The following is a 13,587-nucleotide window of genomic DNA, read 5'->3' on the forward strand; positions in this document are numbered from 1 at the left end:
CCTTAATAGAGACAACTAACGGATCAGTAGTTTACACGTCGAGGTTTTCCACTTTCAGCGCGTTGTTTTCAATAAAGGCCCGACGAGGCTCAACTTGATCACCCATCAAGGTGGTAAACAGCTCATCGGCCGCAACCGCATCGTGGATAGTCACCTGCATCATACGGCGCCCTTCAGGATCCATGGTGGTCTCCCAAAGTTGATCAGGATTCATCTCCCCCAAACCTTTATAACGCTGACGCGAGACACCACGCATGGATTCTTTAACCAACCAGTTTAGCGCCTGCTCAAAGGTCTCCACTTTTTGGGTCCGTTCCCCACGCTTCACGTAAGCACCCTCGTCAAGTAGCTGATCGAGTGTTTCCGATAAGCTCGCAATACGCCCATATTCTTTCGAATTCAGGAAGTCATAGCTGACCTGGTACTTATAATCAACGCCATGGGTTCGCACCACCAGCTCAGGCACCCAAACTTGATGCTCTTCATCAAAGCGACAAGACGCTTGATAGTGGCTTTCACCGGTCGATTTGCGATTAAGGATGTCGACAATGTTCTCAACCCACTTCTTCGCGGCCCATTCGTCACGAAGTTCCTCGACCGCTAAACGCGGTTGGTACAGTAGCTCATTCAGCAATGCCGCGGGATAACGACGCTTCATACGCTGAATCAGTTTAAGCACACCATTGTACTCTTTGACCAGCTTTTCAAGCGATTCACCGTGCATCGCTGGCGCATCAGGGTTCACAAATAATGAGGCATTTTCTAGTGCCAGCGCCACCTGATATTGCTCCATCGCTTCATCGTCTTTGATGTACTGCTCTTGCTTACCCTTCTTCACTTTATAAAGAGGTGGCTGAGCGATATAAATATAACCACGCTCAATCAACTCAGGCATTTGGCGATAGAAGAAGGTTAATAACAAGGTACGAATGTGCGAGCCATCAACGTCAGCATCCGTCATGATAATGATGCTGTGATAGCGTAGCTTATCGGGGTTGTACTCTTCGCGACCAATCCCACAGCCCATGGCGGTGATCAGAGTCGCCACTTCTTGCGACGATAACATCTTATCAAAACGGGCTTTTTCCACGTTTAAGATCTTACCTTTAAGCGGCAATATCGCTTGGTTTTTGCGATTACGCCCTTGTTTCGCTGAGCCACCGGCTGAGTCACCCTCCACAATGTAGAGCTCAGACAGGGCAGGATCTTTTTCTTGGCAGTCGGCCAATTTACCAGGCAAGCCAGCTAAGTCTAGTGCCCCTTTACGACGTGTCATTTCACGCGCTTTACGCGCTGCATCACGTGCACGTGCGGCATCAATAATCTTGGAGCACACCACTTTGGCATCGGCTGGATGTTCAATTAAAAAGTCAGACAAGTGGCTGCTCATCGCCGACTCAACCGCCGATTTCACTTCCGATGACACCAGTTTGTCTTTGGTTTGGCTCGAAAACTTAGGATCAGGGACTTTGACCGATACCACCGCCGTCAAACCTTCACGGGCATCATCGCCAGACGTCGCTGCTTTAGCTTTTTTCGAGTAGCCTTCTTTGTCCATAAAGCTGTTTAAGGTTCGCGTCAGTGCACCGCGGAACCCAGCCAAATGCGTACCACCGTCGCGCTGTGGAATATTGTTGGTAAAACAGTAGATGTTCTCTTGGTAACCATCATTCCACTGCATTGAGACTTCGACGCTAACGCCATCATCACGCATATGTTCAAAATGGAACACCGATGGATGAATCGCGGTTTTCTTTTTATTCAAATGCTCAACGAACGCACGGATACCGCCTTCATATTTAAAGTGATCCGATTTGTCTTCCTCGCGCTCGTCAATCAATCGAATCGACACACCCGAGTTAAGGAAAGACAATTCACGTAAGCGCTTGGCGAGGATCTCGTAGTTGAAGTGAATATCCGTGAAGGTTTCTTCACTCGGCCAAAAACGAATGCGGGTACCGGTTTGATCGGTTTCGCCCAGTTGAACCAAGGGACCCAGTGGCTCACCATGAGAAAAATTGAGTTGGTGGGCATAACCGTTACGCCAAATTGTCAATTCAAGCTTTTCTGACAGTGCGTTAACCACAGAGACACCGACACCGTGTAGGCCGCCCGACACTTTATACGAGTTATCATCAAATTTACCCCCGGCGTGCAGCACGGTCATGATAACTTGGGCAGCTGAAACACCCTCTTCTTCGTGAATATCGACAGGGATACCACGACCGTCGTCGCGGACCGACACAGAGCCGTCTTCGTGAATGGTGGTCACGATATCGTTACAATGTCCGGCCAGTGCTTCATCGATCGAGTTATCGACCACCTCAAACACCATATGGTGTAGGCCGGTACCGTCGTCGGTGTCGCCGATATACATTCCCGGACGCTTACGGACGGCATCCAAGCCCTTCAGTACCTTGATACTCGATGAATCGTATTCGTTGGACATTGAGTTACTCTCGCTTATTTATCCTGCGTTAATTTTGCCATGTTCCACATGAAACATCTTACTATTTTCGTCGCAAATTTCCGCGACTTGATCGGCACTAATGGCGCTGACAAAAACCTGCGCCCCGATCCGGGTCAATTCACTGGCGAGCAGTGCCCGGCGGCGGCTGTCTAATTCTGAGGCAAAGTCATCGATCAGGTAAATACAGGCGATGCCTTGCTCTTCGCTATATAGCTGTCCTTGTGCAAGCCGAAGCGCACAAACCATCAATTTTAGTTGCCCTCGAGAGAGCACATCATCGACCGGGGTACCGGCCACCTTGATGCGTAAATCGGCTTTGTGTGGTCCAGACACCGTGTAGCCCATTTGCTGATCGCGTTCGAAGTTAGTCGCCAACAAAGCCTGGTAATCTGCACCGCGCTCCCAGCCTTGGGAGAACCGAAACTGAATCGAGAACTCGGGTAAAAATGCCTGGCATAACGCCGTTGCGCGCTCGGCCACAGCATTAACATAAGCTTGTCGCCAAACACTAATTTGCTCGGCCAAGCTAGCAAGTTCTGCATCCCACACTTGTATATCACGGTAATTGCGCGCAGTTTTAAGCGCGGCGTTCCGTTGCTTGGTGAGCCGCTTGACCCGCGTCCACGCTTCAAAAAAACCGGGTTGGGAATGAAACACCCCCCAGTCAATATACGCACGGCGAAATTTAGGACCATCTGTTAATAGCTCAAACCCTTCAGGGGTAATCAGCTGCAAGGGCAAGACTTTGGCCAGTGCCACCAGCTTTTGCCCTTTTTCTTGGCCTATTTTAACATCGGCACTACCGTCTCGGCACTTTTGAATGCCGACCGGAAGCAAGATCCCATCTTGCGTTTTCACCCGGCCATGGACCGTTAAGCTCGGTTGTTGATGACGGATCACACGGCTGTTCAGTGCGCTGCGAAATGAGCGCCCGTGGCCAAGAAAATGAATCGCCTCCAAGACACTGGTTTTTCCACTGCCGTTGGGGCCAATTAAAAAGTTAAAGCCTGACGACAGTTCGATATCGCAGGCTTCAATATTTCTGAAGTCATGAATGACCAGTCGAGTGAGCGCCATAATCTAGAGGCGAATGGGCATCACGACATACATGGCATCATCGCGATCACAGTCCTCAATCAAAGTACTGCCGACCGCGTCTGTCATTGAAAAACGGACAGTGTTACAGCGCAAAACGTTGAGCACATCTAAAACATAACTGACGTTAAAACCAATCTCGATGGCCTCGCCTTGATAATTCACTTCCAAAAATTCTTCCGCTTCTTCTTGCTCGGGGTTATTGGCAGAGATGCGCAGCTCACTGCCATCAATATTCATCCGAACACCACGAAATTTCTCGTTCGACAGCACCGCGGCTAACGACAAGGCTTGCTTGAGCTCCGCGCAATTAACCTCAAGTGTCCGAGACGTCGATTGCGGCAGCACTCGGCGATAGTCAGGAAATCGTCCATCGACTAACTTCGAAGTAAAGGTCACGTTGCCGACTACCGCACGAATATTGGAAGCACCAATCTGAATATTGACCGGATTCTCACTATCATCCAACAAACGCGCTAGCTCACTGACGCCTTTACGCGGCACAATCACTTGTTGCGCTGGCGCGCTTTCATCCATGGTCAGGTGGCACACTGCCATACGGTGACCATCGGTCCCTACCGTACGTAGCGTTTGTCCATCGGTTTCGAACAGCAAGCCATTGAGATAATACCGCACATCTTGGTTTGCCATTGAAAACTGAGTCGCATCAATCAGGTGATTCAGTTTATTTTGTGGCAGCTGCAGGCTTACATCCGCTTGCCAATCATCGATGTTGGGATAATCGCTAGCCGGCAAGGTGGACAAGGTGAACCGGCTTCGACCCGCTCGCACCACGACACGATCACCTTCTTGAGCAACCGTAATACGGGCTTCACTGTTCAAGCCTTTGATAATATCCATGAACTTACGCGAGGGAACCGTTATCGCCCCATCTTGATGCTCTCCCTCCAACGGTGCCGTTGCATTAAGCTCCACCTCCATATCAGTGGCGGTGAGCTTAAGTTGCTGCTCGGCGACTTCAATCAGAAGATTGCTTAAGATCGGTAAGGTACTGCGCCCACCTAAAGCCCCAGAAACTTGTTGCAGCGGTTGAAGTAGCTGCTCACGCGTAAGAATAAATTTCATAATTAGGACGACAATGTTCGAATCAGGTTAGAGTAATCTTCTTTAATATCGTGACTTTCTTCACGCAGTTGCTCAATTTTACGGCATGCATGCAATACGGTTGTATGGTCACGACCGCCAAAGGCATCACCAATTTCTGGCAAGCTGTGGTTGGTCAGCTCTTTCGATAAGGCCATCGCCATTTGACGAGGGCGTGCAACCGAGCGAGACCGGCGCTTAGATAACAAATCCGCCATCTTGATTTTATAATATTCTGCCACGGTTTTCTGAATATTATCGATAGTGACCAGCTTTTCTTGTAGCGCCAACAAATCGCGCAACGCTTCCCGAACGAAATCAATGGTGATCGCGCGGCCGGTAAAGTTGGCGTTGGCAATGACACGATTAAGCGCCCCTTCCAGTTCACGGACATTCGACCGCAACCGCTTAGCAATAAAGAAGGCAACTTCATCCGGCAAACGAATCGCGTGGTCTTCTGCCTTTTTCATCAAGATCGCCACACGCGTTTCCAATTCAGGCGGTTCGATAGCAACCGTCAGGCCCCAACCAAAGCGTGATTTCAAGCGATCCTCAACCCCATTGATTTCTTTTGGGTAGCGATCGGAGGTCAAAATGATCTGCTGATTCCCCTCAAGCAAGGCATTAAAGGTATGGAAAAACTCTTCTTGTGAGCGCTCTTTATTGGCAAAAAACTGAATATCATCGATCAAGAGCGCATCCACGCTGCGGTAGTAGCGCTTAAACTCTTCGATGGCGTTGTTCTGCAGTGCTTTGACCATGTCTTGCACAAACCGCTCAGAGTGCATGTAAACCACGCGAGCATCTGCCTTTCGATCGGAAATAGCATTCCCCACCGCATGGAGCAAGTGCGTTTTACCCAGCCCCGTCCCACCATACAAAAACAGCGGATTATATGCCGCTCCCGGGTTTCCCGAGACCTGCCGTGCCGCCGCGAGTGCAAGCTGGTTCGATTTACCTTCCACAAAGTTATTAAACTTGTGTTTCGGATTCACGTTGGAGCGATGATTGACATCCGATTGCACCGGTGACGGTGCCGGCTCCCAAACGCGTCCACGAGTGGGGGCAGGGGCCGCTTGTTGAGGCGCAGGGGCTGACGCCGGGCCAGCTGGCGCAGATTGCGGCGCAGCAGCAACCGGTTTACTGCCCACTTCAAAGCGCAGCATAGGCACGTCGACACCACAAAACTCATTCAGCAGTTGATTAATCTGATGCAAATATTTATCCCGCACCCAATCAAGCACAAAACGGTTAGGGGCAAACAGGGTCAACGTATTGTCATTGAGTTCGGCTTGAAGTGGCCGTACCCACATACTAAATTCTGTTGCAGGTAAATCATCTTGAAGCCGTTCAAGACACTGCAACCAAAGCGATGATGACACGTTTGACTCCACGCAGTTATACCGAAAAGGAAAAGGTCATAATGGTACTCCTGTCGCGCCCAGATCGCTACCCACAAGATCCCGAAATCAGTGAATAAGATCCGACTTATGCACATAGATCCCACAGATAACCCAGAGATCGCCACAGCCTACCCGCTTTTTACTCACAACATTACGCACATGGTCGTCGTGACCAGTCCGAGAATTCGAGGCCATGTCCCGCATCGATCCGACTCACGCCTGTTAATACGTTATTACTCATAACAACAAGGTATTTCTCGTCCCCTCGTCGCCCCTCTATATTACGTTTCCTATCAATATTGATGTGGTTATTACGGAGTTTTTCATGACTAAATGGATCCTCAACGCCCTGCTCAGCCTGAGCATGGTGATTTCAGTCCCCGCTTTTGCATCAGACACCGTCAAAGTGGGCATGTCTGGCCGATACTTTCCTTTTACCTTTGTCAAACAAGACCAACTACAAGGGTTTGAAGTCGACCTTTGGGATGAGATTGGTCAGCGTAATGACTACGATATCGAGTATGTAACGGCTAACTTCTCGGGCTTATTTGGGCTTTTACAAACTGGCCGTATCGATACGATTTCAAACCAAATCACTATCACCGATGAGCGCCAAGCGAAATATTTGTTTACCAACCCGTATGTCGTCGATGGGGCGCAAATCACGGTTCGTAAGGGCAATGACGCGATTCAGTCCGTCGCAGATTTAAAAGATAAGACGGTCGCGGTGAACTTGGGCTCTAACTTTGAGCAACTCCTTCGCGATCATTCAGCGTCCGATGATATCCATATCAAAACCTACGAAACCGGTATTGAGCACGATGTGGCCCTGGGCCGTGCCGATGCGTTTATTATGGACCGCCTCTCCGCACTACAATTGATCAAAGAGTCGGGCTTGCCTCTACAATTAGCGGGTCAGCCTTTTGAAACCATTGCCAACGCCTGGCCATTTGTTGACAACGACCGCGGCCAGCGCTTACGTGATGAGGTGAACACAACACTCGTCAACATGCGTGATGACGGCACGTTAGCCGATATTTCGATCAAGTGGTTTGGTGCTGACGTCACCCAAAAGTAAGTATTCACCAACATTAAAAAGCCCGCGTTGGCGGGCTTTTTTGTTTAAAGGACTCTCATGGCGTTTGATTTCGATTATATGGTCTCGCTGTTCCCTCTATTGCTTAGCTATTTAGGGATCACCATGGAAATGGCCTTTTTGGGGCTACTTTTCTCCCTCGCCTTAGCCGTCGCCATCGCCTTAATTCGCGTCTTTCGTGTCCCTGGGTTAAATGGCTTAGCGCAAATCTTCATTAGTTTCTTTCGCGGCACCCCTTTATTGGTGCAGTTGTTTTTGCTCTATTATGGCTTACCACAGGTGATCCCCAGTTTAGTGGGGATGGATGCCTTTACTGCAGCCGTGATTGGGATCAGTTTGCACTTTTCTGCCTATATGGCCGAATCGATTCGTGCCGCAATTCTCGGGGTCGATCGCAGTCAGATGGAAGCAAGCTTAGCCATCGGAATGACGACGCGACAAGCCATGCAACGCATTATTTTACCGCAAGCCGTGCGCATTGCTCTGCCGTCGTTGATGAACTATTTCATCGATATGATTAAAGCCACCTCTCTCGCTTTTACACTAGGCGTGACCGAAATCATGGCACAAGCGCAAATGGAAGCCTCATCCAGTTTCAAGTTTTTTGAAGCCTACTTGGCCGTCGCGCTCATTTACTGGGCGATCGTGGTCGCACTCACCCGCGTGCAATATTGGGCCGAAGCACACCTCAATAAGGCGTATCAACGATGATAAAAATAGAAAAGTTGAAAAAAGTCTATCAGGGCATCGCTGTTCTCGATGGGATTGATTTGGCTATCGAACGTGGCGAAATCGTCTGTATTATTGGTCCAAGTGGTACTGGGAAATCTACTTTATTGCGCTGCATTAATTTCCTAGAGCGTGCGGAGCAAGGCGTGATAACAATCGACGAACAACGCGTCGATAGCGGCAATTCAGCCACTCCAAAAAAGGACATTCTGGCGTTGCGGCGTCAAACTGGGTTTGTATTCCAAAACTATGCCTTGTTTGCCCACCTGAGCGCACGCGATAACATTGCTGAAGGCCTGCGCACTGTAAAAGGATGGCAAAAAGCCAAAGCCCGCCAGCGCGCGCAACAGATTTTGGACGATATCGGGCTTGGCGATAAAGGCGACCACTATCCGGCCTCTTTATCGGGTGGCCAACAACAACGCGTAGGGATTGGCCGTGCGATGGCGCTGGAAGCCGAGCTACTGCTTTTCGATGAGCCAACATCCGCGCTCGATCCAGAATGGGTAGGCGAGGTGTTAGCGCTAATGAAAAAGCTCGCCACTCGCCACCAAACCATGCTGGTGGTGACCCACGAGATGCAGTTTGCGCGTGATGTTGCTGATCGTGTGGTATTTATGAACGATGGCAATATTATCGCTCAGGGCACACCGGATTGGCTGTTTAATCACTGTGATGATCCCCGATTGCATAAGTTTTTGAATCAAGTCGGGATCACCGCTTAATTTGCGATCAGTTGGCAAGGATCCTTGCGATCTGCGACTAAGCGCTTATAATTCACGGCCCGAAGTGGCGTGGGTTTTGTGATTGACTAATCGTTAGTCAATGGCTACAATCCGCCCTCTTTGTTGAGAGGCGTCGGAGACAAGCATACTGCTATCCTCCCACGTCGGGTTAACAAACCTAACACTGATCAGTAATAAAGGTAGAAACCATGAAACGCACTTTTCAACCTTCAGTTCTAAAGCGTAAGCGCACTCACGGTTTCCGTGCGCGCATGGCGACTAAGAACGGCCGTAAGGTCATTGCCGCTCGCCGTGCGAAAGGCCGCAAGCAGCTTTCTAAATAATCCGTAGTGATTTGTGAATAAGCTCGCTTATCCTCGGGAGTTACGTCTGCTAACTCCCGAACATTTCAGTGCCGTCTTTCAGCAACCTCATCGCGCAGGTTCGCCGCACTTGACTATACTCGCCAGAAACACCGCGCTCGAACACCCACGTCTCGGTCAAGCTGTCCCGAAAAAGCAAATCAAACTTGCCGTTGATCGCAACCGCTTTAAACGTGTGGTTCGCGAGAGTTTTCGTTTACGTCAGCATCAACTGCCGGCGAAAGACTTTGTGGTTATCGCGAAAAAAAGTGCCAACAACCTGAGTAATCAAGCGCTGCGAGACGAATTGGACAAGTTATGGCAACGTTTGTCGCGACCGCCGCGCAAAAAGCGCTCATCGCGCTGATTCGGGGATACCAACTGGTGATTAGCCCATTAATTGGGCCACGATGCCGGTTCACACCAACCTGCTCCCATTACGCCATCATGGCGATTCAATCCCATGGTGTGATAAAAGGGTGTTGGTTGGCAGGCAAACGTCTATTAAAATGCCACCCTTTGAATGATGGCGGCTACGATCCTGTACCGCCTTGCGACCACCATAACAGAGACAATTAACAATGGATTCCCAACGCAATATCCTGTTGATTGCCCTATTGTTCGTTTCTTTCATGCTATACATGGAATGGAGCAAACCAGAATCCCCGCAGCCGCAGGGACAGGGCGTTGAGCAGCAGCAAACGACTCACAGTGACGTGCCAAGCAGCAATGACGGTAACGATACCACGTCTCTTGATGCACAGCCTGTCTCTGACAAGCTCGTCACCATCAAAACCGACGTATTAACACTAAAAATTGATACGCAAGGCGGTGATGTTATCCATGCCGAGCTTCCACAATACGATGCTGAGCTGGACTCTGATAATGCCTTCACCCTGCTACATACTAAGCCAGATCATACCTTTGTCGCCCAAAGTGGTTTAATTGGTGCCAATGGCATTGATACCGCTGAAGGCCGCGCACAATACCAGGTGACCCAGAACGACTTCTCTCTCTCAGACGATCAAGACACTTTGCGCGTCCCGATGACAGTCGAAAAAGAAGGGATCAGTTATACCAAAACCTTTGTATTTAAACGTGGTAGTTATGCGGTAGACGTTGAGCATACAATCAATAACCAAACCGATGCGAATGCCAGCGTCACTATGTACACCCAGCTCAAACAAAACTTGCTGGATGATGGTGGTAGCCTAACCATGCCGACTTATCGCGGCAGCGCTTACTCAACGGACGACAAGCGTTACGAGAAGTACAGCTTTGATGACATGGAAAGCAAAAATCTCAGCGTAACCTTTGATCAAGGTTGGGCGGCCATGATTCAACACTACTTTGCCACCGCGTGGATCCCACGAGCCGACAATAATGTGTTGAGCACACGTACCACCTCGCAATACGGTTATATTCAGACCAAAACCAGTGACACCATTCCTGCTGGTACCAGTAAGACCCTAACGGCAACTCTATGGGTTGGCCCGAAACTGCAAGAACAAATGGCCGCCGTGGCGCCAAGCTTGGATCTTGTGGTCGACTATGGCTGGCTCTGGTTTATCGCCAAGCCTTTGCATTGGTTGCTATCAACCATTCAGACCTTTGTCGGTAACTGGGGTCTATCAATCATTATGCTGACCTTTATCGTCCGTGGTGCCATGTACCCGCTTACCAAAGCGCAGTACACCTCGATGGCGAAAATGCGCATGCTGCAGCCTAAACTGCAAGAAATGAAAGAGCGTATTGGTGACGACCGTCAGCGCATGAGCCAAGAAATGATGGAGCTGTACAAGCGCGAAAAAGTTAACCCACTGGGTGGCTGCTTACCGCTAGTGCTGCAAATGCCGATCTTCATTGCGCTCTATTGGGCATTGATGGAATCGGTCGAACTACGTCACGCACCTTTCTTTGGTTGGATTCAAGACTTGTCAGCACAAGACCCTTTCTATGTGCTACCCCTGTTGATGGGGGCGTCTATGTTCCTGATTCAGAAAATGAGTCCAACCACGGTCACCGATCCGATGCAGCAGAAGATCATGACCTTTATGCCCGTGGTCTTCACTTTCTTCTTCTTGTTCTTCCCATCCGGTCTGGTTCTATACTGGTTGGTATCGAACGTAGTCACACTGCTCCAGCAGACGTTAATCTACAAGTCGTTGGAGAAAAAAGGCCTGCATTCGCGCTCGTAAATCAGGCCGCGTCAAGCAATAATAAAAAGGCGACCTGGCGGTCGCCTTTTTCACGTTAATGGCCCACAGGCCTGTCACTGCAATCATAGAGTGTGCATTATGGCTCAAACAGACACTATCGTGGCGCAAGCCACAGCAACTGGCCGGGGCGGCGTGGGAATCGTTCGCGTGTCTGGCCCCCTCGCCCATGAGATTGGCAAAAATATGACCGGACGTGAGTTGGTGCCTCGTCGTGCTGACTATCTCCCCTTTCTCGACCAGGATGGTCAGCCTATCGATCAAGGCATCGCGCTATTCTTTAAAGGCCCTCATTCGTTCACGGGCGAAGACGTGCTTGAACTGCAAGGCCACGGTGGCCCCGTTATCATGGATATGCTCATCCAAAGGATTAGCGCCTTTGACGGGGTACGAGCCGCTCGCCCGGGAGAATTCTCTGAACGCGCGTTTTTAAATGATAAGTTGGATCTCGCGCAAGCAGAAGCCATTGCTGACTTGATTGATGCCAGCTCTGAGCAAGCCGCACGTTCGGCGCTACAGTCGCTACAAGGCGCCTTCTCTAGCCAGGTGAACGCGCTGGTGGAAAAGGTCATTCACCTGCGCATTTACGTCGAAGCCGCAATTGATTTTCCCGATGAAGAAATCGATTTTCTCTCCGATGGTAAGGTCGCCAGCGATCTCAATCACATTATTGAGCACCTCGCCACACTGCGTAAAGAGGCCAACCAAGGCGCCATCATGCGTGAAGGAATGAAAGTGGTAATCGCTGGCCGCCCAAATGCAGGTAAATCGAGCTTACTCAATGCCTTGTCGGGGAAAGACAGTGCCATCGTCACCGATATTGCCGGGACCACTCGCGATGTGCTGCGTGAACACATTCATCTCGACGGTATGCCTTTGCATATTATTGATACCGCAGGCCTACGTGACGCTACCGACGAGGTCGAACGCATCGGCGTGGAAAGAGCGTGGGACGAAATAGAACAAGCAGATCGCGTTTTATTTATGGTGGATGGCACCACCACTGACGCTACCGATCCACATGATATCTGGCCGGACTTTGTGTCCCGTTTACCCCAAGATATGGGCATGACGGTGATCCGTAATAAAGCCGACATGACGGGCGAGCCTATGGGCCACTGCGATACCAACCACCCAGCGCTTATCCGCCTTAGCGCTAAAACAGGCCAAGGCGTCGATGCACTCCGCCAACACCTCAAAGCCTGTATGGGCTATGCAGGAGGCAGTGAAGGGGGTTTTATGGCACGTCGCCGCCACTTAGACGCACTCGCCAGTGCAGCCGCACACCTGGACATTGGTCAAACACAACTAGAAGGTTACATGGCCGGTGAAATATTGGCGGAAGAGTTACGCTTGACCCAGCAGTACCTCAACACCATTACTGGCGAATTTAGTGCCGATGACTTATTAGGAAAAATCTTCTCCTCATTTTGTATCGGCAAATAATTATCCCCAACCTGATCACGGGATCCTTACACAAAGGATCCCTTTATCCTACTGTGTTGATCGCGGTTATCCTTGTTATAAGATCATAAGTTATCCCCATAGTTTTCACCATGATCCCCTCGACTGCATCCCCGAAGATACCCGCAATATTCAGCAAGAATTGACTCCCTGGAACAAGGTCTCAATACTAGGCAAGAGACTCTTAATCGTGAGGATAATATGGCGAATATAACAATTATTACAGGCAGTACCTTGGGCGGCGCGGAATATGTTGGCGATCACCTATCAGATCAACTGCAGGCAAAGGGGTACCAAACGGCGGTTATCAATGAGGGGATCCTCGATGATGTATTGGGCGCCAGCACGCTCTTAGTCGTCACATCGACTCATGGCGCTGGCGACTTCCCTGAGAGCATCGCCCCTCTGATGGAACAGCTAATGACCGAACGTCCGATGCTACGTGCGTTGAAATACGGGGTGGTTGGCATTGGCGATTCTAGTTATGACACCTTTTGTGAAGCTGGCATGAAAGCAGACGCCCTATTACAAGATCTCGGGGCCGTCAAAATTGGCGAACGAATCGACATCGATATTCAAGCTCATCCGGTTCCGGAAGATGAAGCGGAACGCTGGTTAACCGATTGGGAGCCATTACTTCAGGCATCTAAGTGAACAATAATTAACCAAACAGACTGTGGATAACTAAGGAATAACCCAGTGATCTTCCTTTAGTTATCCATTTGATAGTTTTTCTTTCTGATCGCCCTGTGGATAAAAGGGCATTTTGATCCCAGGTGATACAGGATCCGATCCAAGGCCACCCACAGAAAGTGATCGTTCCAAGATCCTTGATCTCAATGATCTTTTACCGCTTATCCACTGAGATCCGCTTCCTTAGTAGTAGATCTAATAAAGGATCTATATAAAGATCTTATATATAT

Annotated in this window: 13 protein-coding genes; 9 read left to right on the top strand and 4 right to left on the bottom strand. The window is 49.8% G+C overall.

Annotated features, from left to right (window positions below; genetic code table 11):
• Nucleotides 1-31: 31 nt before the first annotated feature.
• From gyrB to dnaA, 4 genes are read right to left on the bottom strand one after another with little or no spacing between them, the layout of a single operon-like run.
• A complete protein-coding gene (gene gyrB / locus BZG80_RS14770; protein ID WP_077461796.1) occupies nucleotides 32-2,449 on the bottom strand; it encodes a DNA topoisomerase (ATP-hydrolyzing) subunit B in 2,418 nt (805 codons plus the stop codon).
• 18 nt (nucleotides 2,450-2,467) lie between these two features.
• A complete protein-coding gene (gene recF, locus BZG80_RS14775; RefSeq protein ID WP_077679695.1) occupies nucleotides 2,468-3,547 on the bottom strand; it encodes a DNA replication/repair protein RecF in 1,080 nt (359 codons plus the stop codon).
• A gap of 3 nt (nucleotides 3,548-3,550) precedes the next feature.
• A complete protein-coding gene (gene dnaN / locus BZG80_RS14780) occupies nucleotides 3,551-4,651 on the bottom strand; it encodes a DNA polymerase III subunit beta (RefSeq protein ID WP_025744543.1) in 1,101 nt (366 codons plus the stop codon).
• 2 nt (nucleotides 4,652-4,653) lie between these two features.
• Nucleotides 4,654-6,051 (bottom strand): chromosomal replication initiator protein DnaA, encoded by a 1,398-nt coding sequence (dnaA, locus tag BZG80_RS14785; protein WP_025744542.1) that lies wholly within the window; start codon nucleotides 6,049-6,051, stop codon nucleotides 4,654-4,656.
• A gap of 346 nt (nucleotides 6,052-6,397) precedes the next feature.
• On the opposite strand from dnaA, the gene BZG80_RS14790 reads away from it, so the two are divergent.
• The 9 genes from BZG80_RS14790 (at nucleotide 6,398) to mioC (ending at nucleotide 13,318) form a co-directional block, all read left to right on the top strand.
• The gene (locus BZG80_RS14790) at nucleotides 6,398-7,150 is read left to right on the top strand and encodes an amino acid ABC transporter substrate-binding protein (RefSeq protein ID WP_025744541.1); all 753 of its coding nucleotides are present in this window, start codon (nucleotides 6,398-6,400) and stop codon (nucleotides 7,148-7,150) included.
• 57 nt (nucleotides 7,151-7,207) lie between these two features.
• Nucleotides 7,208-7,879: an amino acid ABC transporter permease gene (locus BZG80_RS14795; protein ID WP_077461794.1), complete on the top strand. Its 672-nt coding sequence runs from the start codon at nucleotides 7,208-7,210 to the stop codon at nucleotides 7,877-7,879.
• Entirely contained in the window at nucleotides 7,876-8,622 is a 747-nt protein-coding gene (locus BZG80_RS14800) for an amino acid ABC transporter ATP-binding protein (protein WP_077679696.1), read from the top strand. The genes BZG80_RS14795 and BZG80_RS14800 overlap by 4 nt, the downstream gene beginning before the upstream one ends.
• 209 nt (nucleotides 8,623-8,831) lie before the next feature.
• The gene (gene rpmH, locus BZG80_RS14805; RefSeq protein WP_025672864.1) at nucleotides 8,832-8,966 is read left to right on the top strand and encodes a 50S ribosomal protein L34; all 135 of its coding nucleotides are present in this window, start codon (nucleotides 8,832-8,834) and stop codon (nucleotides 8,964-8,966) included.
• A 13-nt stretch (nucleotides 8,967-8,979) separates the two neighbouring features.
• Complete coding sequence (gene rnpA, locus BZG80_RS14810) at nucleotides 8,980-9,351, top strand: ribonuclease P protein component (protein ID WP_025744540.1); 372 nt, start codon at nucleotides 8,980-8,982, stop codon at nucleotides 9,349-9,351.
• The gene (yidD, locus tag BZG80_RS14815; RefSeq protein ID WP_077456636.1) at nucleotides 9,303-9,563 is read left to right on the top strand and encodes a membrane protein insertion efficiency factor YidD; all 261 of its coding nucleotides are present in this window, start codon (nucleotides 9,303-9,305) and stop codon (nucleotides 9,561-9,563) included. Before rnpA ends, yidD begins: the two co-directional genes overlap by 49 nt.
• Nucleotides 9,564-9,565: 2 nt before the next feature.
• Nucleotides 9,566-11,182 carry a membrane protein insertase YidC gene (yidC, locus tag BZG80_RS14820; protein WP_077679697.1) on the top strand — a complete coding sequence of 539 codons (1,617 nt, stop codon included), beginning with the start codon at nucleotides 9,566-9,568 and terminating at the stop codon, nucleotides 11,180-11,182.
• Nucleotides 11,183-11,281: 99 nt separating this feature from the next.
• Complete coding sequence (gene mnmE, locus BZG80_RS14825) at nucleotides 11,282-12,646, top strand: tRNA uridine-5-carboxymethylaminomethyl(34) synthesis GTPase MnmE (RefSeq protein ID WP_077677236.1); 1,365 nt, start codon at nucleotides 11,282-11,284, stop codon at nucleotides 12,644-12,646.
• Nucleotides 12,647-12,865: 219 nt separating this feature from the next.
• Nucleotides 12,866-13,318 (top strand): FMN-binding protein MioC, encoded by a 453-nt coding sequence (gene mioC, locus BZG80_RS14830; RefSeq protein ID WP_077661258.1) that lies wholly within the window; start codon nucleotides 12,866-12,868, stop codon nucleotides 13,316-13,318.
• Nucleotides 13,319-13,587 lie beyond the last annotated feature (269 nt).

This window comes from Salinivibrio sp. MA440, assembly GCF_001996265.1.
In the GTDB taxonomy this organism is placed as follows: domain Bacteria; phylum Pseudomonadota; class Gammaproteobacteria; order Enterobacterales; family Vibrionaceae; genus Salinivibrio; species Salinivibrio costicola.